The following is a 25,555-nucleotide window of genomic DNA, read 5'->3' as shown; positions in this document are numbered from 1 at the left end:
GGATGCTGAGTTTCTGAGGTTCCTTACGGTTCCCTGACGCGGTTCGTCGAATTCCTCACGGTGGGCGAACACGCCACCCGTTCGGTTACGTCGTGGCGGTCGGTTGGGGCACCATCGTCGCCACCGGCTCCGTAGCGAGGGCTGCCGCTCCGAGAATGCCGGCGTTGTTGCGGTGCACGGCCGGCACAATCGTCGACTGCAGGTCGAGCAGCGGCAGAAACTCCTCGTAGTGCTTCGACACCCCGCCACCGACGACGAACAGGTCGGGGGAGAAGAGCAGCTCGAGGTGGGAGTAATACTTCTGCAGGCGCTTCGCCCAGTGTTTCCAGTCCAGGTCGTCCCGCTCTTTGGCCGCGTACGACGCCCTGGATTCTGCATCCTTGCCGTCGAGCTCGAGGTGCCCCAGCTCCGAGTTGGGAACGAGCACCCCGTTGTAGATCAGCGCGGTACCGATGCCGGTTCCGAGGGTCGTCAGCAACACCAGTCCTGCAACATCCTTCGCGGCACCGAAGCGCACCTCGGCATAGCCCGCAGCATCGGCATCATTGACGAAGTGGATGTCGCGACCGAGGGCTTTCTCGAACAGTGCCTCGGCCTCCAGCCCGATCCACTTCTTGGACACGTTCGCGGCAGACATCGTGCGCCCGTTGCGCACGACGGCGGGGAAGCAGAGCCCGACGGGAACGCCGTCATCCAGCCCACCGATCTTCTCGATGAGAGCGACGACGGTGTCGACGATGTCATCCGGGGCGCCACCCTCCGGAGTCGGCAGCTTGACCCTGTCAGTGATCAGCTGGCCGGTCTCGGTGTCGACGAGCGCTCCTTTGATACCTGTGCCGCCGATGTCGATGCCAAGCGCCTTTGCCATGCTGTTCTGCTTTCTCTGGGGGCCGTCAGGGGAGGGTCAGGATCTCGGCGCCACGTTCGGTGACGACGAGGGTGTGCTCGAATTGCGCGGTGATCGACTTGTCGCGCGTGGTGATGGTCCAGTCGTCGTCCCACTGGTCCCAGGCGACCGATCCTGGACTCTCGACGGTGCCGAGGGTGAGCATGGGCTCGATCGTAAACACCATGCCTACCTCGATCACATCGTCGAATGCCGGGGCTGCGTCGTAGTGGGGGATGATCAGCCCGGAATGGAAGGCCGAGCCGACGCCGTGCCCCGTGTAGTCGCGGATCACGCCGTAGCCGAACCTCCGGGCATAGGACTCGATCGCGCGCCCGATGACGTTGACCTGGCGGCCGGGGGCGACAGCCTTGATGCCGCGGGCGAGCGCTTCCCGGGTGTGGTCGACGAGGGCCGCGACATCCGGAGCCGCGTCGCCCACGATGAAGGTCTTGTTGAGGTCTCCGTGCACGCCATTCTTGAAGGCGGTGATGTCGATGTTGATGATGTCGCCGTCGACGAGCTCGGTGTCATCCGGGATGCCGTGACAGATCACCTCGTTGAGGCTCGTGCAGCTCGACTTGGGAAATCCCCGGTAGCCGAGGGTGGAGGGATATGCGCCGTTCGCCACCATGTAGTCGTGGGCTACGCCATCGAGTTCGTCGGTGGTGACGCCGGGCCGGATCGCAGCCCCCACGGCTTCAACAGCGCGAGCGGCGATGGTTCCGGATTCACGGATCAGTTCGACGTCAGACGCCGAGTACACGTCAGTCCCCGTGAAAGGCCGGGGAGCGGGGCGGCCGACGTATTCGGGGCGAGCGATGGATGCTGGCACTGCGCGAGCCGGTGAGATTCGCCCCGCGACGAGGTGTCCCTGTGAATCGCGAGGCATACAGTTGATCCTAGCTTCGATACGTGGGGCATGACTGGAGGTCGGCATGACCGAGTGGTGGTACAACAACAAGACCGGTGTCGTCGAGGAGGGCCCGCAGTCGCTGGGTGCCGATCGTGACGGGCCATACGCCACCGAGGCTGAGGCACAGCGCGCTCCACAGATCGCAGCAGAGCGCGCACGCCAGTGGGCGGCGGATGAGGCCGACGGCAACTAGCGTCACCGGTCCGTTCTTACGAGCGGTCGGTCGCCTGCCATGGTTCAGTCTTCGTAGGAGTGCTCCGGGCCGGGGTAGACGCCCTCGGCGACGTCGCCCCTGTACTCGGCCACGGCATCCGACAGCGTCTTACGCAGGTCGGCGTACTGCTTCACGAATTTCGGGAGGCGGCCCTTGGTGAATCCCGCCCAGTCCGTCCACACGAGCAACTGGCCATCGACGTGTGGGCCTGCGCCCACACCGATGGTCGGAATGGACAACTCTCTCGTCACCCTCGCGGCGGCCTCGGCGGGAACCATCTCCAGTACGACGGCAAACGCTCCTGCCTTCTCCACAGCGTGCGCGTCGGCGAGCAGCTGCTCGATGCCGTCTCCTCTGCCCTGGATGACGTGCCCACCCAGCCCGTGCTCGCTCTGGGGGGTGAAACCGATGTGCGCCATGAGCGGGATCCCCGCGCTGACTATGCGTTTGATCTGTTTCGCGCTGCGGACTCCACCCTCGAGTTTGACGGCGTGGGCGCCGGTCTCCTTCATGAAACGGAAGGCGGTGTGCAGCGCCTCGTCAGGGCCGGACTCATATGACCCGAACGGCATGTCTGCGACGACAAAGGCCCTGGTCACGGCTCCGGCGACGGCGCGAGCGAGCGGAATGAGGTCGTCGATGGTCACCGGGAGCGTCGTTTCATACCCGTAGACGTTGTTGCCCGCGGAATCCCCGACGAGCAGGAAGTCGATGCCGGCTTCGTCGAAAATCCCCGCTGTCAGCTGGTCGTAGCTGGTGAGTCCGGTGATCTTGATCCCGTTCTCTTTCGCGCTCTGGAAGTGTCTCGTCCTGATGCGCTTGAGATTGGCCTGTGCTGCGACAGCTGCTGGGTCATTCATAACTGGGAGTCTAGCCAGAGCGGTACTCTGGTAACGCTGCCCTCAGGCAGTCGAGTGGATTGACGTCCAGTGGATAAACAGGGAGCTTGATGGACAAGCAGCGCGACTTCGTTCTTCGCACTATCGAGGAGCGAGGCATCAAGTTCATCCGACTCTGGTTCACCGATGTGGTCGGCACGCTCAAGAGCGTCGCGATCGCTCCGGCCGAGGTCGAGGGTGCGTTCGCCGAGGGTCTCGGCTTCGACGGTTCTGCGATCGAAGGATTCACTCGTGCGTACGAAGCCGACATGCTCGCGCATCCGGATCCCACCACATTCCAGATCCTGCCCTGGCGCGGGGAGATCGATCCGACGGCGAGGATGTTCTGCGACATCACCACGCCGGACGGACAGCCGGCGGGTTCCGACCCGAGGAACGTGCTCAAGCGTTCGCTCGCGAGGGCTGCCGATCGTGGATTCACGTTCTACACGCATCCGGAGATCGAGTTCTACCTCCTGAAGTCGTCGAAGCTCAAAGGCGGCAAGCCGGAACCCGTCGACTCCGCGGGATTCTTCGACAACGTTCCCGGGGGCACGGCTCACGATTTCCGTCGTCGTTCGGTTCGCATGCTCGAAGACCTTGGGATCTCCGTCGAGTTCAGCCACCACGAGGCTGGTCCAGGGCAGAACGAGATCGACCTGCGGTACGCCGATGCGCTCACCACGGCAGACAACATCATGACGTTCCGCACGGTCATCAAAGAGGTGGCGATCGAGCAGGGCGTATACGCCACCTTCATGCCAAAGCCGATGTCCGGTCATCCTGGGTCAGGCATGCACACCCACATGTCGCTGTTCGAAGGTGACGCCAACGCGTTCTACGACGCGAGCGGCCACTACCAGCTCTCCAAGATCGGCAAGCAGTTTGTGGCGGGTCTGCTCAAGCACGCTCCGGAAATCACCGCAGTCACCAACCAGTTCGTCAACTCCTACAAGCGACTATGGGGTGGGGACGAAGCGCCGAGCTTCGTGACGTGGGGCCACAACAATCGCTCGGCCCTCGTGCGGGTTCCGCTGTACAAGCCGAACAAGGGCCAGAGTGCCCGCGTCGAGTACCGCGCGATCGACTCTGCCGCCAACCCGTACCTGTCGTACTCGCTGCTTCTGGCAGCGGGGTTGAAAGGTATCGAGGAGGGCTACGAGCTTCCTCCTGAGGCCGAGGACAACGTCTGGGAGCTCTCGGATTCAGAGCGCCGCGCACTCGGCTACAACCAGCTTCCGGCGTCGCTCGACCATGCCGTGTCGATCATGGAGGATTCCGAACTCGTCGCCGAGACGCTGGGCGAGCAGGTCTTCAACTACGTGCTGCTGAACAAGCGGCTCGAGTGGAAGGAATACCGGGCACAGGTCACGCCATACGAGCTGGAGTCCAACCTCGAGATGCTGTAGCTCGAGTCAGGACAACCGGGGGTTCCACCACGATGCAGAGGTCATTGGCGACACTGACGGAGCTTGCGCGGCTCGGATTTGCCGAGCTCGGCTCTGCGAGTGCCGGTCTCGAAGAACTCGACATGCCTGGCCTCCTTCCGCATTTCGCCGTCGCGGCGGATCCGGACCAGGCCTTGCGCGCCGTGCTGTCTCTTCGGGAGAATGCGCCGGAGCAGGTTCAGACCGTGCTCGACGACACGGATGCCGCGGGCAGGCTGATCCAGATCCTGGGGGCGTCGACGGGCCTGGGTGACTTCTTCGCGCGCAGGCCAGAGCAGCTCGAGGTGCTGCACACCGTGCTTACGTCACCACCCGGGTCCGATTCCTACGACTCCGACCTCCTGCAGAGCGTGGACGGGCTGGAGGGTGAGGCGGCGTGGGTCGCCATGCGGGTGCGCTATCGCCGACACCTCGCACAGCTCGCCGCGTGGGATCTTTGTCAGCCAGATCCTCTCGCCGCTGTCGACCGGGTTGCTGCCGCCCTCGCCGACCTCGCCGGCGCCGCACTCGACGCGGCGATTCTGGTCGCGCGCAACGAGGTAGGGTTCCCCGCCGCCGAGGTGGACAGGACGAAGTTTTCGATCATCGGCATGGGTAAAGCAGGGGCGAGGGAACTCAACTACCTCTCTGACGTCGACGTGATCTTCGTGGTTGAGGGCGGCGAAAGTCTCTCTGATGACAGGGCAGTACAGATCGGCACGCGCATCGCCATGGCGACGATGAAGGGGATCAACGACCTGGCGGCCGAACCCGGACTGTGGGAGGTGGACGCGAACCTGCGGCCCGAGGGCAAAGACGGTGCCCTCGTGCGCACCCTCGAGTCGCACGTCGCGTACTACGAGCGCTGGGCGAAGAGTTGGGAGTTCCAGGCGTTGCTCAAGGCGCGGCCGCTCGCGGGTGACCGCGAACTCGGCCAGCGCTATGTGGATGCTGTGGCCCCCATGGTGTGGTCCAGCGCGTCACGCGAGAACTTTGTCGAGTCTGTGCAGCGCATGCGTGAACGGGTGACGGCGAACATCCCGAGCGGTGAGCTGGATGTGCAGTTGAAACTGGGCCCTGGTGGATTGCGCGATGTCGAGTTCACGGTGCAGTTGTTGCAGCTCGTGCACGGTCAGACCGATGAGAATGTGCGGCAGGTGGCGTCGCTTCCGGCACTTGTCGCCCTCGCGGAACAGGGCTACATCGGCCGGGTCGAAGCTTCGGAATTCGCGCTCGATTACAGGTTCCTGAGGTTGCTCGAGCACCGACTCCAGTTGTCTCGACTGCGCAGGACCCACCTCATGCCGACCGACCCTGACGCACTGCGGGTTCTCGCCAGGTCGACGGGACTCGCGTCGACGGCAGACAAGCTCATCGAGCAGTGGCAGCGCACGAAGCAGGCAGTCCGGCGACTCCACGAGCGGCTGTTCTACCGCCCATTGCTGTCTGCGGTCGCTGCACTCCCCGACGGTGGTATCGCCCTGTCGACCGGGCAGGCCGAGGCGCGACTGGCTGCGATCGGTTTCAAGGATCCCCGGGGTGCACTCAAGCACATCGGTGCCCTGACCGGTGGCGTATCGCGGCGGGCGAGCATCCAGCGCGCGCTGCTGCCCGTGATGCTCGCCTGGCTGGCGGAAGGCGCAGACCCGGATAGAGGGCTGCTGTCGTTCAGGAAACTCAGCGAAGACCTGGGGGAGACATACTGGTTCCTCCGTATGCTGCGGGACTCTTCCGGCGCAGCCGAGCGACTCACCCAGGTGCTGTCCGCCTCGAAGTTCGTGGGCGATATCTTCGAGCGTATCCCCGAGGCCACGGCGTGGCTCGAGAACGACGAAGACCTCAAGCCCCGTCCGCTCGCGACGCTGCTCGAGGAGTCCCGCGCGATCGTCGCCCGGCACGATGGGGACGTGGATGCCGCGGCTCTCGCCCTGCGCACGGCGCGCCGCCGCGAGGTGCTCCGCACCGCGCTCGGCGCCATCCTCGGGATGACCTCTATCGAGGAGATCGGGTGTGCACTTTCCGACATCACCACCACTGTGCTCACGGGAGCCCTGTCCCTCGTCCATCATTACGGCGATGGAATCGAGTTCGGCATCATCGCGATGGGACGCTACGGGGGAGGCGAACTGGGGTTCGGGTCTGACGCCGACGTCATGTATGTGTACCGGGCCGCCGGTGCCTCAGCTGACGATGCGCAACGACGGGCCGAGCAGATCGTGCGGGGCCTCAGCAAGTACACCGAAGACCTCAGGATCCCGCTGGATCTCGACGTGGGGTTGCGGCCCGAGGGCAAGAACGGCGCGATCGTCAGGTCTCTCGATTCCTATCGCGCCTACTACGCCCGGTGGTCGCTCACGTGGGAGGCGCAGGCCCTCCTGCGCGCGCGCGGGGCCGTCGGCGACTCTGGCGTGCTCGAGGAATTCGAAGCACTCGCCAACGAGATGCGGTACCCCGTGAACATCGCCGAACAGGATGTCCGAGAGGTCAAGCGCATCAAGGCTCGCGTCGAAGCCGAGCGACTTCCCCAGGCGGCGGATCCCGCCCGCCACCTCAAGCTCGGCCGGGGCAGCCTGAGCGATGTCGAATGGTTCGTGCAGTTGCAGCAGCTCGAGCATGGCGCCACGGTCGCCGGGCTTCGCACCACCTCGACCCTCGAAGCGCTCATGGCAGCCGTGCACGAGAAACTCATCCCGGCCGAGGAAGCCCGCAAGCTCCGCGACGCATGGGTCCTGGCCTCCCGAGCGAGATCCGCGATGACCCTGTGGACGTCGAAGACGGCCGATGTCCTGCCGACCGATCGCCAGCAGCTCGATGGAATCGCGAGGCTGATGGAGTACCCACCAGGCTCAGCGAGCCAGCTGGAGGAGGACTACCTGCGCGTGACGCGCCTTGCAAGGCAGGTCTTCGAGAAGCGCTTCTACGGGCCTCCATCGCGCGGACCCACCACAGGCTGACCTGTCGAAGATGCGCCGGATGCCGTGTGCTCAGTGTCGCGGTATTCGAGCGGCCCCGCGCTCCTAATGTTACGAACGTGTTAACAAAGTTTGTGTAAATGGTGTGATTTCGGGGCTCATTCCGCGATGGAATTTTGTACCCCGTTCTGGGGAGGGTCACCCTGCACTCACCCTCCAAAATTCTGTGACTATTCATCAATAGACAATCTTGTCTACCCTCGTTCTGCGACTCCGACGATGGGCTAAAGGGCATCCGACGTGCATTTTTGTGCGCGCTCACAGGGAGAGCCGGACGCCGTCGACGAGCGAGGCCGATGAGGCGTCTCGGGCTCCAATTCGCATCTGTGACGACCATGATCCGCGTCAGCCGAAGTGCCCACACGGCTGGTCGTCGCTCGCCCGAATCCCCTCGTGACATCGAGGCTGGTCGGCCTAATGGCCGTCTTGCACGCAGCAAATTCATCCGGCAATAATCAAGCAACTCAATGCCGAGCCGCATCCTCAGCGTGGCGGATGATCATCCATCACAATGACAATGTCGGGGGCATTCGTGTTCATTTTCCTGCTTCAAGTGCGCCACATGATCGACGGGCATCCCGAGATCTACATGTTCGCGGTCTATTCGGCCCTCATCTGGCTGCTGTGGGTACTCAAGGTCGTCATCTCGTCGCGATACCGGCCGTTCACGGGCACCTTCGAGGGCACGACGAGTGTCGTCGTGCCGGTGCTCGACGAGCCGGAGGACCTGTTCCGCAGCGTGCTGGCGCGCATGGTGGAACAGAAGCCCTCCGAGATCATCGTGGTGATCAACGGAGCCCAGAACCCCACACTCGAGCGCATCAGCGAAGAATTTTCGCCACTCGTGCGCTGGGTGCACACGCCGATCCCGGGAAAGCGCAACGCGGTCATGATCGGCACCGAGCTGTCGACGGGTGACATCACCGTGCTCGTCGATTCGGACACCGTCTGGACCGACAACACGCTGTCGGAGCTCGTGCGGCCCTTCGCCGACCCTCAGGTCGGTGGCGTGACGACGCGGCAGCGCATCCTCGAACCAGAACGAAGCTGGATCACGCGCTGGGCCGACTGGCTGGAGAACTCCAGGGCGCTCTACTCGATGCCCGCCCAAAGTGTCATGGGCCAGGTCGGTTGCCTTCCCGGTCGCACCATCGCGTTTCGCCGGTCGATCATGACCAGGGTGATGGACAGGTTTATGACCCAGCGGTTCATGGGCGTCTTCATGGAGGTCAGCGATGACCGGACGCTCACCAACCTGACCCTCCAGGAGGGCTTCCGCACGGTCTACCAGCACACGTCGCTGGTCTACACCGACGCGCCTCTCGAGGTGAAGAAACTCTTCAAGCAGCAGCTTCGGTGGGCACGGGGCAGCCAGTACAACACGCTGAGAATGCTCCCGTGGATGCTCGGACACGCGCCAGTACTCGCGCTGTTCTTCATCATGGACATCATTCTTCCGTTCCTTCTCGCCGGGGTCATCGCGGGGTGGGTCTACCGTGCCGCAACCGGCCAGGGCTACAACTTCTATGAGGGAATCCTCTCGGAGTACGGCGTCCAGAGCGGGGTGCTGCTGGTGCTCGGTCTCATGGTCATCTCATCCGTGCTCAGCATGGCGATCCGCCAACTCAGGCACCTGTCTGAGAAGCCGACCGACTTCTTCAGGCTTCCTGTTTTCATCGTCGTCTCGACCGCGTTCCTGATGCCGATCCGGCTTCTCGGATTCTTCAGGATGGGCCATGCCAGCGGATGGGGAACCCGGGCAGGCGCCTATGCCGGCGGAAAGTCGAACGACCGGATAGTCGACCAGCTGGGGGAGTCCCAGGAGGTGGAGATCGAGCCGGAGGCGGCGATGAACCACTCGACCCGTCCGGGTGCCCTTCTCGAGGCGACCCGGCGCCGGTCCATGAATGTTGCGACAGTTGCGCCGCAGCGCCGTCAACTCAATCCCAAGGCCGCATGGCCGTATGTCATCGGATTCTCAATCTTCGCTCTGGAGGCGTTTTTCATTGTCAACTTCTCGTAGTCTCAAGGCCCGCCGCGGGCCCGCCGCATGGTGGGCCGTCAGCAGTACACGATCGCGCTGGACAGGTGTCGGTGCGGCCACGCTGGTCCTGGCCCTCGGAGCCACCAGCGTCTTCGTCTGGACCTCGCCGGGCAACACGGTCACGGAAGCGCTCGGCACGGCCGCGCGAAGCGTCATCGAAGCGGAGTCCCTCGCCGAGGAACGCGCTGCCTGGGAGAAGGAAAAGCGCACACTACAAAGCGAGATCAGGGTTCTCGAATCCTCGATGGTGCTCAGCAAGGCGAATCTCAAGGAGACCAACGCCAAGACCGCCGCACTCCAGCAGGCGCTGTGGAGCACCCAGGGAGCCCTTACCGCGCTGAAGGCGAGCAAGCCTGCGTCCACGCCTAAGTCCGCGCCTCCTGCCGCAGTGCAGGCGGGCGGCGCCCCGGCGGAGGATGTCATCACCGCACCGTCGAAAGCCGAGCTCGTCAACCCTGCCTCGTCCTATCTCGGGCTGTACACCGAACAGGCTCCCTTCAACTGGGCGACCTATGACGCCACGGCATCGAGACTGGGAACCACCCCGAGCGTCGTGGGCTACTTCGGAGGCTGGGATGAAGCATTCCGCGCCAACGCCGTGACTCGCGCCTGGGAGCGCGACACCCTCCCTATCCTGACGTGGGAGTCACGGCCGATCGGGTCGGCGAATGACCAGATCATCGAGCCCGACTACACATTGCCGGCCATCATCGGTGATCCTGAGGCCGGGGTTCCCGGAAGCTATGACGATTACCTCCGCCAGTACGCCCGCGACATCGTGTCGACGGGGCTGCCGATGGGAATCCGTCTGAATCATGAGATGAACGGTGTCTGGTATCCGTGGGCCGAGACCGACGGGCAGGGCAACTCGCTCAATTCCAACCGGGTCGGCGACTACGTGAAGATGTGGAAGCACGTCCACGACATCTTCGCCGAGGAGGGCGCGAACGATTTGGTGATCTGGATCTGGTCGCCCAACATCATCAACAACCTGCCGGCGACCCACAAGGCTGCAGGATTCCTCAACGGGCTGTATCCCGGTGACGACTATGTCGACTGGGTGGGTCTCTCCGGATACCTGCGACCGGCCTACAAGCCGGAAAACGACTTCTCCTTCGCTTACTCGTTCGACGCGAGTCTGGCCGAGCTTCGCAGGATCACCGCCAAGCCGATCTTCCTCGCTGAGATCGGGGCCTCGGAGATCGGAGGCCACAAGGCTGCCTGGGTCACGAGCCTGTTTGAAGCTCTGGCCAAGCCCGAGAACGACGACATCGTCGGTCTCTCCTGGTTCAACATGGCGATCACCACCTACGTCGAGGGAGAACGCGCGACCAACGACTGGCGCATCGACTCCCGTCCGGATTCCCTCGCAGCATTCGTCGATGGACTGGCGCGGCCAGACAGCGACTTCGCACTCACCGCACGCTGAACCGATGACTAAGGAGCACTCATGAACAGCACGGAAACATCAGGGCACGACAGCGAATCCGGTGGAACCGTTGTGCGGCCCCGACTGAGCGTCATCGGCACGGGATACCTGGGGGCGACCCACGCCGCAGCCATGGCCGAGATGGGTTTCGACGTGATCGGTGTCGACTCCGACCCGGCCAAGGTGCAGCAACTCAGCGAGGGAAAGGTCCCGTTCTACGAACCCGGACTCCCCGAGCTCATCCGTACCCACGTCGACAGTGGCCGGCTGCGCTTCACGACCGACCTGGCGGATGCCACGGCGAACTCCGACGTCCACTTCATCTGCGTCGGCACGCCGCAGCAGCGGGGGAGTAACGCTGCAAACCTGAGCTATGTCGAAGAGGCGACGCGCCAGGTTGCAACCCATCTGACTCACGATGGGCTTATCGTGGGGAAGTCGACAGTGCCCGTGGGGACGGGTGCGCGACTGCGGTCGATCATCGCCGACGCGGCACCCGACGGAGTCGACGTCGAACTGGTGTGGAACCCCGAGTTCCTGCGTGAGGGCAAGGCTGTCGATGACACCCTCGCTCCCGATCGCATCGTGATCGGAGGGGCAACGCCGCGCTCGGAGGCGACCCTCCGCGCGGTCTACGCCATCCCCATCGCTGCTGGTACTCCCGTGATCTCGTGTGACCTGCCCACGGCCGAGCTCGTGAAGGTCAGCGCGAACGCCTTCCTTGCGACGAAGATCTCGTTCATCAATGCCATTGCCGAAGTCTGCGACGCAGCTGGTGCCGACGTCGCCGTGCTCGCCGACGCGCTGGGCCACGATGTGAGGATCGGGCGCCAGTTCCTGAATGCGGGGCTGGGATTCGGCGGCGGATGCCTGCCGAAAGACATCAGGGCGCTCATCCATCGCTCCAGTGAACTCGGGGCCATGAAGGCGGCCGCGCTGCTCCAGCAGGTGGACGAGATCAACATGTCGCAGCGACTGCAGGTCATCGACCTCGCGATCGAGGCGTGCGGCGGATCCGTGCTCAATCGCCGAATCGGTATTCTCGGCGCCGCGTTCAAGCCGCTCACTGATGACGTGCGCGACTCGCCGGCGTTGAACGTAGCGGCGGCACTGCACCTCCGAGGTGCTCAGGTCGTGGTCTACGACCCCGAGGCCACGGCGACGGCCCAGCGCATGTTCCCCACCCTCACGTACGCAGACAGCCTTGAGGAGGCCGTGACGGGGGCCGACGCCATCCTCGTGCTGACGGAATGGGATGAATTCAGGTCAAGCGACCCGATCGAACTCGGAGCGATGGTCGAGAGCAGAGTCATGATCGATGCTCGCAACTGCCTGGACGCTGGCGCGTGGCGAGCGGCGGGCTGGTCGTTTACCGGGCTGGGCGCCTCATCGTCGCGGGCACCGATCATCGACGGTGTCGGCCAGGATCTGACTCGACGGATGCCACAGCTCATGGGCGCACATTGACCCGTCACGGTTAAAAAGAATGGCCCGACAGGGTAACCAATCCCGCCGGACCTGGCAGGAGTCCGATCAGGGAACGTTCTGCCGACATAAAGCTACGCATACTTGGCTCAGTATTCAAGCTCTTTGGGGTACAAAAATGTCCCCAATGTAGGGGACCGACAAAAATTGCGGTCGCACCCTCTTCAGGGTGCGACCGCAATCAATAGTTAAACGACTGACTACACCGAGTAGTACAGCTCGTACTCGAACGGAGTTGGTCGCTGCGCGGCCGGGATGATTTCCTTCTCGCGCTTGTACGCGATCCAGGTCTCGATCAGGTCAGGCGTGAACACGTTGCCTTCCGTCAGGAAGTCGTGGTCGGCCTCGAGGGCGCGCAGTGCCTCCTCGAGCGAGGCAGGAACCTGGGGGATGAGCTTGGCCTCTTCGGGAGGAAGCTCGTACAGGTCCTTGTCGACGGGCTCGTGCGGTTCGATCTTGTTCTTGATGCCATCGAGGCCGGCCATCATCTGAGCCGCGAATGCGAGATACGGGTTACCTGAGGCATCGGGCGCGCGGAACTCGATGCGCTTCGCCTTCGGGTTCGTGCCCGTGATCGGGATACGGATCGATGCGGAGCGGTTGCCGGCCGAGTACACCAGGTTGACGGGGGCTTCGAATCCGGGGATCAGTCGACGGTAGGAGTTCAGCGTCGGGTTGGTGAAGGCGAGCACGGCCGGAGCGTGCTTGAGCAATCCACCGATGTACCAGCGAGCGATGTCGCTGAGCCCGCCATAGCCCTTTTCGTCGTAGAACAGCGGCTTGCCGTCACTCCACAGCGACTGGTGGGTGTGCATGCCCGAGCCGTTGTCGCCGAAGAGCGGCTTCGGCATGAATGTGACGGTCTTGCCCCACTCGAGCGCGGTGTTCTTGATGATGTACTTGAACTTGAGCAGGTCATCCGCTGCGTGCACCATCGTGTCGAAACGGTAGTTGATCTCGGCCTGGCCGCCCGTTCCCACTTCGTGGTGAGCGCGCTCGAGCACAAGGCCGGCGTCGATGAGCTTGAGGCTCATGTCATCGCGGAGGTCGGCCTGCTTGTCGATCGGGCTGACGGGGAAGTAGCCACTCTTGAACGGAGTCTTGTTTCCGAGGTTGCCACCTTCTTCGGAGCGGCCCGAGTTCCACGCGCCCTCCTCTGAGTCGACCGACCAGAAGCTGCCGTTCTGCTTCACGTCGTAGCGCACGTCGTCGAAGATGTAGAACTCGGCTTCGGGAGCGAAGAAGGCGGTGTCGGCGATACCGGTCGAGACGAGGTACTTCTCGGCCTTCTTGGCGACCTGGCGCGGGTCGCGACCATAGATCTCACCGTTGCGGGGGTTGTAGATGTCGAAGATCATGATGAGCGTGCGCTCGGTGCGGAACGGATCGACGTATGCCGTCGAAACGTCCGGAATCAGCTGCATGTCCGATTCGTGGATCGATGCGAAGCCGCGGATCGATGATCCGTCGAACATCTGGCCGACCGAGAAGAACTCCTCGTCGACAGTGGACGCGGGGATGTTGAAATGCTGCTGTACACCGGGAAGGTCGGTGAAGCGGATATCAAGGAACTTGACGTCAGTGTCCTTGATGAACTTGAGCACTTCGGAGGAATCACTGAACATAGGTGGAACTCCAATGAACTTGGTGCTGAGAGGCAGCAAACGCAGCCACCCCCCGAGGCTACGGGTAAGTGGTTTCCCCGCGGTCACGCAAATGTTTCGGGCATGTTACGCATGTGGTGATCGATAGGCTTGAGCGGTGTCGAATGCATCCCCAACCCCGCCGACCTGGCCTGGTCGAAGGCTCGGCCTTCCGGAGTCGGGACCTCGCTCGATAGTGCGCCCCGGCAGGCGATTTGCGGCAATCGCCATCGACTGGGCGAGCGCCGTCCTGGCGTCTGTGCTGTTCTTCAGTTATGACGAGCTGGCTACACTCGCGATCTTCGCGATCCTTCAGTCGGTCTTTCTGCTGACGGCGAATGGCAGCATCGGGCACCTCGCCCTCGGGATGCGCGTGGTTCCGCTGGTCGGCGGATATCTCGGCATCTGGCGACCCCTGGTGCGAACCCTGCTGCTGTGCCTCGTGATCCCCGCCGTTATCTGGGATCTCGACCAGCGTGGAATGCACGACAGGGTCGCCGGAACCATCCTCGTCCGGCGCTAGTGACGCCGACGGTCGTCGGCCGAAAACTACGTGGCTCAGCGCGGACGCGGTGAGCGGACCTTCGAGGGATCCATCCCCTTCGGAATCGGCAGACCGTTTCGGCCCAGCGAGTTCAGGCGGTTCGACACTGCCAGGATCTCCGGCTTGCGAAGAGCCGACTTGATCGACCGTAGCTTCACGGGAAGCTTGTGCAGCGGGATCGACTCCGGATCCGGTCCGACATAGAGGAACGTCACGGGCACGTTGGGGAGGATACGCGTGATGTTGCGGCGTTCGCCCTCGAGCATGGACTGCGTGCGACTCTTCGGACCCTCGCCGATCAGAGCTACTCCGCCGCGACCCACGGCGCGATAGACGGCATCCTGCGTCTTCGGGCTCACAGCCACCGGCATCTCGCTTGCGGTCCACCCTCGTCGGAGGGAACTTTTCAACACGGCCCCGACGGCACCGGGCTGGCCAGCGATCTGGCCGTACGCGGCGCGCTCGGCACGGCGGCCCAGCACGATCAGGAAGACCAGGATTCCCCCGAGCACACCGGCGATGATGTACAGCACGAAACCGAGCACCTGGCCGCTGGAGAGCAGGAACGCCAGCAACAGCCCCACCAGCACGGGGCCGAGGAAGGCGAGCAGGAGGAACCAGATCGCGAGGTTGTCGTAGCGCCGGGTCATCTGGAAGACCTGGTACATCTGCTTCAGTCTGCCCGGCTCCTTGGGAGCCGCGGGCGCGGAGTTAGTGGTGCGTGCCATGATCCAAGGATACGGCCTTCCCGGTGGCTGCCTGGGCGAACCCGAGATCCTGATCCGCGAGGTGGTTCAACGATTCGGGCAGGTCACGGCCTTTCGCGCGCATCGACCTGGCCCAGAGACGACCGGCGCGATAGCTGGACCTCACGAGCGGACCGGCAAGCACACCGAGGAATCCGATCTGTTCGGCCGCCTCGCTGAATTCGACGAACTCCTGCGGCTTGACCCAGCGCGCTACGGGAAGGTGACGAGGTGTCGGTCGCAGGTATTGCGTGATTGTGATGATGTCAGTGCCGGCATCGTGGAGATCCTGAAGTGCCTGGATCACCTCCGACGGCTCTTCCCCCATGCCCAGGATCAGGTTCGACTTGGTGATCAGTCCGGCCTCGCGGGCCTGGCTGATCACTCCGAGGGAACGTTCGTAGGTGAAGGCCGGACGGATCCGCTTGAAGATCCGCGGGACGGTCTCGACGTTATGTGCGAATACCTCAGGCCGTGATGAGAAGACCTCGGCCAGGAGATCGGGGTTGCCCGAGAAGTCCGTGGCGAGGATCTCCACACCGATGCCCGGATTCTGCTGGTGGATCTGCCTCACGGTCTCAGCGTGAAGCCAGGCCCCCTCGTCGGGCAGGTCGTCTCGCGCGACACCCGTCACCGTCGCGTACCTGAGGTTCATCTTCGTGACGGACTCGGCGACCCGACGCGGTTCGTCTCGATCGTAGTCAGCGGGCTTTCCCGTGTCGATCTGGCAGAAATCGCACCGACGTGTGCACTGGCTGCCACCGATCAGGAACGTCGCCTCCCTGTCTTCCCAGCACTCGAAGATGTTGGGACATCCTGCCTCCTGGCAGACGGTATGGAGATTCTCGCCCTTGACCAGTTCCTGGAGCTGCTTGTACTCCGGACCCATCCTGGCGACCGTCTTGATCCATTCCGGCTTGCGCTCGATCGGTGTCTCGGCATTGCGGATTTCGAGCCGAAGCAGCTTGCGCGTGCCGTGCTGCTGGGGGGACGTGTCAATACTCATGCTGCAACCACCATGCTGTTGGAGAAGGCTTCGCGAACCAGCGGCAGCGCATCTTCTGTTGTCACCGTGCGCCCCAGTTCACGCGAGATCGACGTGACGCCGGCTCCCACGATTCCGCAGGCGATAATCCTGTCGTATGCCTCGAATGAGTTGTCGCAGTTGAGCGCGAACCCATGCATCGTGACCCCGCGAGAGACCCGGATGCCGATGGCGGCGATCTTCCTGTTCTCGCCGATCCAGACTCCGGAACGGCCATCGACCCTGTTCGACTCCAGCCCGAGAGCGGACAGCGCCTCGATGAGAATCCCCTCGAGCCTGCGCACGTATCCGACCACATCGATCGGCTCGGACAACCTGACGATCGGATAGCCGACCAGCTGGCCGGGTCCGTGCCAGGTGATCTTCCCGCCGCGGTCGACGTCGATGACGGGAGTGCCGTCCCGAGGTCTCTCGACGATCTCCGTGCGTTTTCCCGCGGTGTAGACCGACGGGTGCTCGAGGAAGATGACGGTATCGGGTGAACGCTCGTTCACCACATCATCGTGTGTTGCGCGTTGAAGCTCCAGAGCTTCTAAATACGGCACGGAGTTGGCGCTTAGCCCCGCGACGACGTAGTCGACCACGATACGAGTCTACGTGGCGCCGAGCCCACGACATCCCGTTCTGCACAGTGGACTTCGGTGCGCGGCATCCACGATTCGTGGTCGAAGCGCCACACCCATCCACCAGCGCAAGGACACTGGGGTCGTGGTGGTTGACTCTCTCGGCGGATACAGGCTGGTGCGAAAGGTCAGCGATGGTGAGAGGGCCGAGATCTTTCTGGCGCATCCTCTGCGGACTGAACCAGATGCATGTCCCGCCGCTATAAAGATCTTCCGGCCCGACGCCACCGAGCAGTCGATCATGGTCGAAATCGAGGCTCTGTCCAGAAGCAGCGGTGCGCACGTGATCGATCTACTCGATCTGACGACGGCACCGGATGGTCGGCCGGCCCTGATTCTCGCGCGATGTGCGGCTGGCACCCTGGGCAGGCTTCTCCGGGAGAGGGCGGAGTTCCGACCAGGGGAGGTCGCAACGATTCTTATTCCCGTGACGCTGGCACTCCGGCGATTGCACGACCGTGGAGTGGCCCATGGCGGGATCCGACCGGATGCCGTGCTGTTCGACGGCGCAGGATCTCCGACAGTCGGGTGCTTCGGACGTGCGAGGTTGTTTCCACCTGACCTTCCCACTGCGGCTCGCGACGCCGAGCCCGCATTCTCTGCAGATCTGGCTTCTTTACGGGAGCTCGCGGCCATCGTGCTCGGCAGGGTCCGCGACGATCGCACCCGTGCGGTGCTGGACTGGCTGCATCGGTCCAACACCACGGGTGCAGAGTGGCTCGATTCACTGGACGAGCAGCTGTTCAATCTCGGTGAACCGACCGCCATCGACCTGCGGCCCGACGACCCTTCACCGACCGAGGTCGTCCCGTCCAGGCTGGTCACGGCAGATCCGCTGGGGATCCCTGACGTGCCTATCCTCGTCGCTGGACTGGCCATACCGGAGGCGATTGCACGCTATCTTCCTCGCGCTTTACTGGAGATCGACCTCGAGGCGCGCGTGCGTCACTCCGTGTCTACCGTGAGACCACGGTTTTGGGTGGCCGGAGCAGCAGCGATCGCTCTCCTTCTGGTCGCCGTTGTGCTCGTCCCCGTGGGGGAGCCGGATGCTGTTCCATCGACTCCGAAGGCGGATTCGACATCGGCGGCCGATGCGCCGGATGCCGGGCCCATCGTCGGAGACGATCCCGCCGCAGCCGCCGGATCCCTGCTTGCGGCACGGGAATCGTGCATCAGGGAGATGTCGGTGTTGTGCCTCGATTCCGTCGTCCAGCCAGACTCCGCCGCGTCAATGGCAGATCAGGACCTCATTCGGGGAATTCAGAACGGAGACGAGGCGCCGACTGCGTGGACTGTGTCAACCGGAGAGGCAGTTCTCGATGAGCGTCTCGGAGACTCTGCGATAGTCAGCCTCGGTGATACCGCAGACAACGAACCGGCCTCGCTTCTTCTCATGAAGAGCGAGGCCGGTTGGCGCATCAGGGACTACCTGATGAAGTGACGGATGCCCCGTCGTGACGTCAGATGCCGAGGTTTCCTTCGAACGCTCCGGCCTCGAGACGGTTCTTGATCGTCACGAGGAAGCGCGCAGCGTCGGCGCCATCGACAATGCGGTGGTCGTAGCTCAGCGCCAGGTAGACCATCGAACGGATCGCAATGGCGTCTCCCGCAGCGTCGCTGACGACGACGGGCTTCTTGACGACGATGCCGGTGCCGAGGATGGCAGACTGCGGAAGGAACACGATCGGGGTGTCGAACAGGGCACCGCGAGAACCTGTGTTGGTCAGCGTGAACGTGCCGCCAGCGAGCTCGTCCGGCTTCAGCTTGTTCTCACGAGTGCGTGCGGCGAGATCGGCGATCTGCGCTGCGAAGCCCGCAAGGTCGAGCGAAGCGGCGTCCCGGATGACCGGAGTGAGCAGCCCGCGCTCGGTGTCGACCGCAATCGCCATGTTCTCCTGCGGCGGGTACACGATCGTGTCGCCGTCGATGGTGGCGTTGATGATCGGGTTCGTCGTGAGGGCTTCCGCAGCTGCCAGCGCGAAGAACGGCAGGAACGAGAGCTTCTGGCCGGTCTTGGCCTGGAAATCGGCCTTGACCCTGTTGCGAAGGTTCGCCACGAGGGTGACGTCGACCTCGACGACCGAGGTCAGCTGTGCCGACGACTGCATCGAGATGACGGCGCGCTCCGCGATGACCTTGCGGAGTCGCGACATCGGGACTGTGGTTCCCCTGAGCGGCGACACCTCTGGTGCCTCTGCGGCGGCTGGAGTTTCGGCAGACTCGGGGGCGCTTGTATCAGCGGCGCTCGAGGCTTCGAGAACATCCTGTTTGCGGATCCGCCCGCCGACTCCGGTCCCGGTGAGACCGTCGAGCGACACTCCGTGCTCGTTCGCGAGCTTGCGCACGAGGGGAGTGACGTAGCCGGCGTGTGCGTCGGGAGCGGTGACCGGGGCCTCAGCGGTCTCTGCTGAAGCGGTCGCAGCGGGCGCGGCCTGTTCTGCCGACACGGCGGGAGCGGGCGCTGCCTCGGGGGCTGGCGCAACTTCTGCCGCAGGCGCAACTTCTGCCACAGGCGCGGCGTCAGGCGCGGGAGCGGCCGGAGCTGCCTCTGCTTCAGCGGGTGCTGACTCAGTCGGTGCTGTTTCAGTTGGTGCTGCCTCAGTCGGTGCTTCTTCAGCCGGTGCTGGCGCATCGGTGGAGGGCACTTCGGCGACCGGAGCACTCTCAGCGGGGGCTGCAGCAACCTCTGCGGGCGTAACAGGAGACTCGACAGCCGGAGCCTGTTCCGCTGCGGGAGCGGGTGCTTCGGCGACGGGAGCCGCTTCTGGCACTGGCGCTTCTGCCGGTGCTTCCTCGGCTGCAGGTGCATCGGCTGCGGGTGCCTCGGCGGGTGCCTCGGCACCACTGCCGATCGTCACCAGCACGGTGCCGACCTCGACAGTTTCGTCCTCTGCGACCAGGATCTCCTCGATCACTCCCGCGACAGGGGAGGGGATCTCGGTGTCTACCTTGTCGGTGGAAACTTCGAGCAGTGGCTCATCCACCTCGACTCGGTCGCCGACCTGCTTCAGCCAGCGGGTGACCGTACCCTCGGTAACACTCTCGCCGAGTGCTGGAAGGCTGACGGATTCGCTCATCAGTGATGCTCCTTTGTAACGCTTCTACTCAATAGCTTAGTTTGGCGATCGGGTCGGTGGACTAGATCGCGTGGAGTGGTTTGCCAGCCAGGGCGAGGAATGCCTCGCCGAGAGCTTCGTTCTGCGTCGGGTGCGCGTGCAGCAGCGGTGCGATGTCTTCCGGGTACGCTTCCCAGTTGACAGCGAGCTGCGCTTCGCCGATGAGTTCACCGACGCGAGCGCCGATCATGTGCACTCCGATGACAGGGCCGTCATTGACGCGGATGACCTTGATGATGCCGGCCGTTCCGATGATGTGGCTCTTGCCGTTGCCCGCGAGGTTGTAGTCGTACGACGTGACCTTGTCTGCGCCGTACTTCTCCGCTGCCTTCGCTTCAGACAGTCCCACCGAGGCGACCTCGGGGTCACTGTAGGTGACCTTCGGGATGTTCAGATCGTCGATGACGACGGGGTTGAGCCCGGCGAGTTCTTCTGCGACGAAAATACCGTGCTGGAATCCGCGGTGCGCGAGCTGGAGCCCTGGCACGATGTCACCGACGGCGTAGACGCCGGGGATGTTGGTGGCGAGGCGCTCGTTCGTGAGCACGAATCCACGATCCATATTCACGCCGACCTCTTCGTAGCCGAGATTGGCGGTGACGGGGCCTCGGCCGACGGCGACGAGCATGAGCTCGGCCTCGAAGGTCTTGCCGTCCTCGAGAGTCACGACAACACCGTCATCGTTCTGCGTAACGCTCTGGAAGCGCGTGCCCAGGTTGAAGTTGATCCCGCGCTTGCGGAAGGCGCGCTCGAACTGCTTGCTGATGGCCTCGTCTTCGTTGGGCACGAGGTGGGGAAGCGCTTCGATGATCTGGACGTCGGTGCCCCAGCTCTTCCAGACACTGGCGAACTCGGCGCCGATGACTCCACCGCCGAGCACGATGACCTTTTTGGGCACGAAGTCGAGCTCGAGAGCCTGCTCCGAGGTGATGACGCGCCCGCCGATGTCGAGCCCGGGAAGCGACCGTGAGTACGAGCCGGTCGCGAGAATCACGTTCTTACCGGTCACGGTGTCGTCGCCGACCTGCACCGTCGTCGGGGAGATCAGCTTGCCTGCACCCTCGATGGTCGTGACGCCACGGGCCTTGAGGAGCCCCTGCAGTCCCTTGTACTTGCTGGCGACCACCTCCTGGCGATAGGCGGTCACCGCGGCGATGTCGACACCCTCGAAGGTCGAGGTGATGCCGTACTTCGCGGATTCGCGGGTGACATCGGCGACCTCGGCGGAGTGGAGCAACGCCTTCGTCGGAATACAACCGACGTGGAGGCAGGTGCCACCCACCTTGCTCTTCTCGATGAGTCCGACGGTCATTCCCAGTTGGCTTGCACGGAGCGCTGCGGCATAACCGCCGCTTCCGCCACCGAGAACAACAAGGTCAAAAGTGTGCTCTGACAATCCAGCAACTCCTCTGTAAGGATCTGTGCTCCGGCACGCCGATTAAGGTGGTGGGCGGCCGGGCTGGGCGGAAAAAGCCGCCTTAAGCACCTTACTACGATCGGGAAATTTCCTCGGCCAACTCGATGAGGGCGCGCACGGAAACTCCCGTGGGGCCCTTGCCCGTGAACCCCCATCCTGAGCCGCCATTATTGGCGGGACCGGCGATATCGAGGTGGGCCCAGGGGATGGATTTCTCGTCGGCACCTTCGCCGTTGGTTCCCACGAATTCACGCAGGAAGGCCGCAGCGATCATCATGCCGCCTGCGGTATTGCCTGGCTTGATGTTGGCGATGTCGGCAAGATCGGATGCCAGCAGCGGGCGGAGCTCCGCGGCGATGGGCATGTGCCACAGTGTCTCGCCCACCCGGTCTCCCGCGGCGACGAGCTGGCCGGCGAGCGCCGGGTCGCCCATCGTGCCGACATAGCGAGTGCCGAGAGCGACCATGGCGGCTCCGGTCAGGGTGGCGACGTCGATGATCGCATCGGGGTGTTCTTCGCTTGCTGCGGCGATTCCGTCGGCCAGCACCAGCCGTCCTTCGGCGTCGGTGTTCAACACCTCGATGGTCTTGCCGCCGCGAGCCGTGATGACATCGTTCGGTCGCATGGCCGAACCGGATGGCAGGTTCTCGGCCAGGCACAGCCATGCCGTGACCCGCACCGGCAGCGCCAGCCGTGCGATCGCGAGAGTAACGGCGAGCACCGTCGCCGCGCCGGTCATGTCGTACTTCATTCCGATCATGGATGCCGGTGGCTTGAGGGAGAGTCCGCCGGAGTCGAACGTGATGCCCTTGCCGACGAGGGCGATATGCCTGGCAGCCCCGGATGGCGCATAGCTGACCTTGACGAGCCGTGGACCGCGGGTCGACCCGAGCCCGACCCCGAGGATCCCCCCGAATCCACCCTCGGTGAGTTCCGCCACTCCCAGCACATCGACAGTCACATCGGCGTGTTCCGACAGCGAGAGCGCAGCGTCGGCGAATGTCTCGGGATAGAGGTCGTTGGGCGGCGAATTCACCAGGTCCCTGACGGTGTGGATGGCGTCGGCGATGGCGGTTGCCCGCTCGACCAGCGCGTCGTTCTCGGTCGCGGTGGCGACAGTGATGTGCGTGGCGGGAAGAGTGGTGCCCGCGAGTGAGCTCACCCGGTACGACGTATAGGCGTACGCGCCGATCCCGGCGCCCTCGAGCACGGCGAGCACGGCGTCGTCGTCGAGCGCGGGGAATCCGAACACGAGCGACTCGATGCCGCGTAGTTGCCTGGCCGCTGATCCTGCCGCATAGCGCAGGGTGTCGGGGGAGACTGTCGCAGAGCCGAGCCCTACCAGCGCGACACTGGCGATGGAGCGGAGGCCGCTCGGAACCCTCACAACCTCGTCCTGGGCACCTGTGACCCCGATGGCGATAAGTGACGCGTGCAGGTGCTGGAGCGCTGGGTCGTCGGTCTGGAGCTGTGGACCTTCCTTCGACTTGAGCACCCCGAGAACGAGGACATCGGCGGCAATGGTCGAAAGCGGCTGGGCGGAGACGGCGAGCGTGGCAACGGTCATCCTTCCATCGTATCGAGGCTCACGTGCGCGTCCCGACGGGCAACCGGGGCCCCGGGTGGGCCTGTTCGCTTTCGGCGCTATGGCTCAGAAGGCAACAGACCCGAATGCGCTGATCGACGCGATTAGTCTTGAAACATGCAAGATCCGGCTGGTCTCTACGACCTCACACCCGACGTCACTGTGCCCGTTGGCCTGAATCTGGTGGCAGCGCTCACGGGGTTCTCTGATGCTGGTTCTGCGGTGACCCAGCTGAGCGACTACCTGCTCGACACCATGAACCACTCGGTCGTCGCGCGGTTCGACAACGACGCGTTGCTCGACTACCGCGCCCGGCGTCCGACAATCTACTTCGATCAGGATCACATCGCGGAATTCACGCCTCTGGCACTGAACCTCTACCTGATGAAAGACGAGCTCGACCAGCCGTTCCTGCTTCTCACCGGCTATGAGCCGGATTTCCAGTGGGATCGGTTCACGGCCGCCGTGCTCCAGCTCATCTCGCGATACGAAGTGAAGGCTACGACCTGGGTGCACGCAATCCCCATGCCGGTGCCTCACACGCGGCCCGTCGGCACCACGGTCAGCGGAAATCGCACCGAGCTCATCGAATCGATGTCGATCTGGCGCCCGCGCACCCAGGCCCCGGCTAATGCCCTGCATCTCGTGGAATACCGCCTCAGTGAACTGGACCACCCCGTGGCCGGGTTCGTGCTTCTGATCCCGCACTACCTTGCGGACACCGAGTTCCCCCTCGCCGCCGTGTCGGCCCTGGAGAGTGTCAGTGCCGCGACCGGACTCATCTTCCCCACCGATCGCCTGCGTGAAGACGGCAGGGACTTCCTCGCGAAGATCGACGGCCAGGTTGAGAACAACCAGGAACTCGCGCGCCTCGTCGGCACCCTCGAGGAACGTCACGACAGCTATATCCAGGACAACCCCCTGCGTTCGCCGCTCACTGACGTCGACGGGGAACTTCCTACGGCAGACGAGATCGCGGCCGAACTGCAGAATTTCCTCGCGATCAGGCGCAATGGGGACAACCCGGATGGCGTGATCTGACCCCTGGGGTGATTCACCGGGGTGATTCGCTGGGACTGAGCGTGCGGTGACCATGCCGCGCGGGTGCCCATAGAGTTGACGCAATGAATTCGCGTCGGGCGTGGGTGATCTACGGGGTCGTCACTTTCGCGTACATCATCGCCTTCATGCAGCGGAGTTCGCTCGGCATCGCCGCCGTCGAGGCGACCCAGCGTTTCGAGGTGGCGGCAGCAGCGCTGTCGACACTGGCGGTGGTGCAACTCGCGGTGTACGCGGGGCTGCAGATCCCCGTCGGCGTGATGCTCGACCGCGTCGGCCCGAAATTCCTGCTCGTCGCCGGCGCGTCGCTCATGGCAGCCGGACAGGTGACCCTTGCGGTGTCACCCACACTCGGCGTGGCCATCGTGGGTCGGGTGCTGGTCGGCGCCGGTGACGCCATGACGTTTATTTCGGCCATCCGGCTGCTCGCGTCCTGGTTCTCGGGTCGCAGGCTCACGTTCGCGTCGCAGGTGTTCGGAACCCTGGGCCAGTTCGGCCAGCTGCTCTCGGCGTTCCCTCTTTCTCTGGCGCTCCACGCCTGGGGTTGGACGCCCACCTACCTGTCTGCAGCCTCTGTCTCCGTCATCGCCGTAGTGGCCCTGCTCGTCGTCGTCAGTAACGCACCGGTCGTCGCGACCGGCTCGCGGATCGAGGTTGCGGAGCGCCCGTCCTGGTCAGCCTCGCTACACCACCTCCGGGAAAGCATGGGAAGACCGGGCACCCAGTTGGGCTTCTGGTCGCACTTCGTGACGCAATCGTCCCTGACGACGTTCACGCTGCTGTGGGGCTTCCCGTTCCTCTCGGTCGGCCTCGGTTACGGTCCATCCGGAGCGGCGGTGCTCATTACTGTGACCGTGGCGAGCGCGCTGGTGAGCGGGCCGATCCTGGGCATCCTGACCGCCCGGTATCCGTTCCGCAGGAGCAACATCGTCATCGGCATCGTGGTGGCCATGGCGGTCGCGTGGGGGATTGTTCTCGCCTGGCCCGGAATCCCGCCGACCTGGGCGGTCATCGGGCTGTTGATCGTCATCGCGGTGGGCGGCCCCGGCTCCCTGATCGGATTCGACTTCGCCCGGAGCTTCAACCCGATGCGGGCATACGGTTCTGCGAGCGGCATCGTCAACGTCGGGGGATTCCTTGCGACCTTCGTCATGATGTTCCTCATCGGAGTCGTGCTCGATGTCATCGATAAGGCGACAGGGGGCTCGGGGCGCCCCGCGGACCTGTACGCGTTCGATTCATTCCGGATCGCGTTCCTCATGCAGTACGTCATCGTCGGAATCGGGGTGGGGATGCTGCTTCATGCCCGGCACCGTACCCGGCGACGGCTGCACGAAGAAGAGGGAATAGAAGTGGCGCCGCTCTGGGTTGCATTGGTACGGACCTGGCGCCGCGGAAAAGCCTGAGCCCGTCGTAAGCGCTTGTTATACGGGCAGTTACGCATATGTGTCAAGAGCAGGCTCCGACTCGTGCAATACTTGAGTACGAGACCCGGTCTGGTTCCGTGGTTCGTTGCATCCCCGAGA

General features: G+C 63.9%; 20 protein-coding genes. 10 read left to right on the top strand and 10 right to left on the bottom strand.

All coding sequences use genetic code 11. The features are described from left to right. Nucleotides 1-85: 85 nt before the first annotated feature. Nucleotides 86-868: a polyphosphate--glucose phosphotransferase gene (ppgK, locus tag IWX81_RS03705; protein ID WP_199279888.1), complete on the bottom strand. Its 783-nt coding sequence runs from the start codon at nucleotides 866-868 to the stop codon at nucleotides 86-88. 25 nt (nucleotides 869-893) lie between these two features. Continuing rightward, complete coding sequence (map, locus tag IWX81_RS03700) at nucleotides 894-1,778, bottom strand: type I methionyl aminopeptidase (protein WP_199279887.1); 885 nt, start codon at nucleotides 1,776-1,778, stop codon at nucleotides 894-896. A gap of 46 nt (nucleotides 1,779-1,824) precedes the next feature. Between map and IWX81_RS03695 the strand changes: the two genes are divergently transcribed. Continuing rightward, complete coding sequence (locus IWX81_RS03695; protein ID WP_199279886.1) at nucleotides 1,825-1,995, top strand: methionine aminopeptidase; 171 nt, start codon at nucleotides 1,825-1,827, stop codon at nucleotides 1,993-1,995. Nucleotides 1,996-2,039: 44 nt separating this feature from the next. On the opposite strand, the gene panB is transcribed toward IWX81_RS03695, so the two are convergent. After that, nucleotides 2,040-2,876 (bottom strand): 3-methyl-2-oxobutanoate hydroxymethyltransferase, encoded by an 837-nt coding sequence (panB, locus tag IWX81_RS03690; protein WP_199279885.1) that lies wholly within the window; start codon nucleotides 2,874-2,876, stop codon nucleotides 2,040-2,042. Nucleotides 2,877-2,965: 89 nt separating this feature from the next. On the opposite strand from panB, the gene IWX81_RS03685 reads away from it, so the two are divergent. The 5 genes from IWX81_RS03685 to IWX81_RS03665 all read left to right on the top strand — a co-directional run bounded on the left by IWX81_RS03685 (nucleotide 2,966) and on the right by IWX81_RS03665 (nucleotide 12,233). Continuing rightward, nucleotides 2,966-4,303, top strand: coding sequence for a glutamine synthetase family protein (locus tag IWX81_RS03685; protein WP_199279884.1), 1,338 nt, complete (start codon nucleotides 2,966-2,968; stop codon nucleotides 4,301-4,303). Nucleotides 4,304-4,335: 32 nt separating this feature from the next. Continuing rightward, nucleotides 4,336-7,275, top strand: a complete 2,940-nt coding sequence (locus IWX81_RS03680; protein ID WP_199279883.1) for a bifunctional [glutamine synthetase] adenylyltransferase/[glutamine synthetase]-adenylyl-L-tyrosine phosphorylase — start codon at nucleotides 4,336-4,338, stop codon at nucleotides 7,273-7,275. Nucleotides 7,276-7,825: 550 nt separating this feature from the next. Beyond that, nucleotides 7,826-9,316, top strand: coding sequence for a glycosyltransferase family 2 protein (locus IWX81_RS03675; protein WP_199280433.1), 1,491 nt, complete (start codon nucleotides 7,826-7,828; stop codon nucleotides 9,314-9,316). Further along, complete coding sequence (locus IWX81_RS03670) at nucleotides 9,300-10,766, top strand: glycoside hydrolase family 26 protein (RefSeq protein ID WP_334592932.1); 1,467 nt, start codon at nucleotides 9,300-9,302, stop codon at nucleotides 10,764-10,766. The genes IWX81_RS03675 and IWX81_RS03670 overlap by 17 nt, the downstream gene beginning before the upstream one ends. Nucleotides 10,767-10,787: 21 nt before the next feature. After that, nucleotides 10,788-12,233: a UDP-glucose dehydrogenase family protein gene (locus tag IWX81_RS03665; RefSeq protein WP_199279881.1), complete on the top strand. Its 1,446-nt coding sequence runs from the start codon at nucleotides 10,788-10,790 to the stop codon at nucleotides 12,231-12,233. A 218-nt stretch (nucleotides 12,234-12,451) separates the two neighbouring features. On the opposite strand, the gene glnA is transcribed toward IWX81_RS03665, so the two are convergent. Then, a complete protein-coding gene (gene glnA / locus IWX81_RS03660; protein ID WP_199279880.1) occupies nucleotides 12,452-13,876 on the bottom strand; it encodes a type I glutamate--ammonia ligase in 1,425 nt (474 codons plus the stop codon). 136 nt (nucleotides 13,877-14,012) lie between these two features. Between glnA and IWX81_RS03655 the strand changes: the two genes are divergently transcribed. Then, nucleotides 14,013-14,417: an RDD family protein gene (locus tag IWX81_RS03655; protein WP_199279879.1), complete on the top strand. Its 405-nt coding sequence runs from the start codon at nucleotides 14,013-14,015 to the stop codon at nucleotides 14,415-14,417. Nucleotides 14,418-14,452: 35 nt separating this feature from the next. Here IWX81_RS03655 and IWX81_RS03650 read toward each other — a convergent pair whose 3' ends face one another. Genes IWX81_RS03650 through lipB form a run of 3 tightly spaced genes read right to left on the bottom strand, consistent with a single transcriptional unit; the run spans nucleotide 14,453 to nucleotide 16,813 of the window. After that, a complete protein-coding gene (locus IWX81_RS03650; protein ID WP_199279878.1) occupies nucleotides 14,453-15,166 on the bottom strand; it encodes a DUF4191 domain-containing protein in 714 nt (237 codons plus the stop codon). Beyond that, the gene (gene lipA, locus IWX81_RS03645) at nucleotides 15,150-16,190 is read right to left on the bottom strand and encodes a lipoyl synthase (protein WP_199279877.1); all 1,041 of its coding nucleotides are present in this window, start codon (nucleotides 16,188-16,190) and stop codon (nucleotides 15,150-15,152) included. Before lipA ends, IWX81_RS03650 begins: the two co-directional genes overlap by 17 nt. Continuing rightward, nucleotides 16,187-16,813 (bottom strand): lipoyl(octanoyl) transferase LipB, encoded by a 627-nt coding sequence (gene lipB, locus IWX81_RS03640; RefSeq protein ID WP_199279876.1) that lies wholly within the window; start codon nucleotides 16,811-16,813, stop codon nucleotides 16,187-16,189. The genes lipA and lipB overlap by 4 nt, the downstream gene beginning before the upstream one ends. Nucleotides 16,814-16,937: 124 nt before the next feature. Here lipB and IWX81_RS03635 point away from each other — a divergent pair, with 124 nt between their 5' ends. Then, nucleotides 16,938-18,293, top strand: coding sequence for a protein kinase domain-containing protein (locus IWX81_RS03635; RefSeq protein WP_199279875.1), 1,356 nt, complete (start codon nucleotides 16,938-16,940; stop codon nucleotides 18,291-18,293). A gap of 19 nt (nucleotides 18,294-18,312) precedes the next feature. On the opposite strand, the gene sucB is transcribed toward IWX81_RS03635, so the two are convergent. The 3 genes from sucB to IWX81_RS03620 form a co-directional block, all read right to left on the bottom strand. Beyond that, nucleotides 18,313-19,929: a 2-oxoglutarate dehydrogenase, E2 component, dihydrolipoamide succinyltransferase gene (gene sucB / locus IWX81_RS03630; protein WP_199279874.1), complete on the bottom strand. Its 1,617-nt coding sequence runs from the start codon at nucleotides 19,927-19,929 to the stop codon at nucleotides 18,313-18,315. A gap of 61 nt (nucleotides 19,930-19,990) precedes the next feature. Further along, complete coding sequence (gene lpdA, locus IWX81_RS03625) at nucleotides 19,991-21,364, bottom strand: dihydrolipoyl dehydrogenase (RefSeq protein ID WP_199279873.1); 1,374 nt, start codon at nucleotides 21,362-21,364, stop codon at nucleotides 19,991-19,993. A 94-nt stretch (nucleotides 21,365-21,458) separates the two neighbouring features. Beyond that, complete coding sequence (locus IWX81_RS03620) at nucleotides 21,459-22,952, bottom strand: leucyl aminopeptidase (RefSeq protein WP_199279872.1); 1,494 nt, start codon at nucleotides 22,950-22,952, stop codon at nucleotides 21,459-21,461. A 135-nt stretch (nucleotides 22,953-23,087) separates the two neighbouring features. On the opposite strand from IWX81_RS03620, the gene IWX81_RS03615 reads away from it, so the two are divergent. Both IWX81_RS03615 and IWX81_RS03610 read left to right on the top strand, forming a co-directional pair. Further along, the gene (locus IWX81_RS03615; protein ID WP_199279871.1) at nucleotides 23,088-24,011 is read left to right on the top strand and encodes a proteasome assembly chaperone family protein; all 924 of its coding nucleotides are present in this window, start codon (nucleotides 23,088-23,090) and stop codon (nucleotides 24,009-24,011) included. A gap of 83 nt (nucleotides 24,012-24,094) precedes the next feature. Beyond that, the gene (locus IWX81_RS03610; RefSeq protein ID WP_199279870.1) at nucleotides 24,095-25,435 is read left to right on the top strand and encodes an MFS transporter; all 1,341 of its coding nucleotides are present in this window, start codon (nucleotides 24,095-24,097) and stop codon (nucleotides 25,433-25,435) included. The last annotated feature ends 120 nt before the right edge of the window (nucleotides 25,436-25,555 follow it).

It is taken from the genome of Salinibacterium sp. CAN_S4, assembly GCF_015752305.1.
Lineage (GTDB): Bacteria > Actinomycetota > Actinomycetes > Actinomycetales > Microbacteriaceae > Rhodoglobus.
The sequence above is the reverse complement of the archived record's forward strand: the minus strand, read 5'-3'. Positions and strand labels throughout refer to the sequence as shown.

Excerpts from the sequence above, each read along its gene's own strand:
- IWX81_RS03610 (WP_199279870.1), top strand. The coding sequence starts at position 24,095 with ATGAATTCGCGTCGGGCGTGGGTGATCTACGGGGTCGTCACTTTCGCG.
- IWX81_RS03695 (WP_199279886.1), top strand. The coding sequence starts at position 1,825 with ATGACCGAGTGGTGGTACAACAACAAGACCGGTGTCGTCGAGGAGGGC.
- glnA (WP_199279880.1), bottom strand. The coding sequence starts at position 13,876 with ATGTTCAGTGATTCCTCCGAAGTGCTCAAGTTCATCAAGGACACTGAC.
- IWX81_RS03680 (WP_199279883.1), top strand. The coding sequence starts at position 4,336 with ATGCAGAGGTCATTGGCGACACTGACGGAGCTTGCGCGGCTCGGATTT.
- IWX81_RS03650 (WP_199279878.1), bottom strand. The coding sequence starts at position 15,166 with ATGGCACGCACCACTAACTCCGCGCCCGCGGCTCCCAAGGAGCCGGGC.
- sucB (WP_199279874.1), bottom strand. The coding sequence starts at position 19,929 with ATGAGCGAATCCGTCAGCCTTCCAGCACTCGGCGAGAGTGTTACCGAG.
- map (WP_199279887.1), bottom strand. The coding sequence starts at position 1,778 with ATGCCTCGCGATTCACAGGGACACCTCGTCGCGGGGCGAATCTCACCG.
- lipA (WP_199279877.1), bottom strand. The coding sequence starts at position 16,190 with ATGAGTATTGACACGTCCCCCCAGCAGCACGGCACGCGCAAGCTGCTT.
- IWX81_RS03615 (WP_199279871.1), top strand. The coding sequence starts at position 23,088 with ATGCAAGATCCGGCTGGTCTCTACGACCTCACACCCGACGTCACTGTG.
- IWX81_RS03685 (WP_199279884.1), top strand. The coding sequence starts at position 2,966 with ATGGACAAGCAGCGCGACTTCGTTCTTCGCACTATCGAGGAGCGAGGC.
- IWX81_RS03620 (WP_199279872.1), bottom strand. The coding sequence starts at position 22,952 with ATGACCGTTGCCACGCTCGCCGTCTCCGCCCAGCCGCTTTCGACCATT.
- ppgK (WP_199279888.1), bottom strand. The coding sequence starts at position 868 with ATGGCAAAGGCGCTTGGCATCGACATCGGCGGCACAGGTATCAAAGGA.
- panB (WP_199279885.1), bottom strand. The coding sequence starts at position 2,876 with ATGAATGACCCAGCAGCTGTCGCAGCACAGGCCAATCTCAAGCGCATC.
- IWX81_RS03665 (WP_199279881.1), top strand. The coding sequence starts at position 10,788 with ATGAACAGCACGGAAACATCAGGGCACGACAGCGAATCCGGTGGAACC.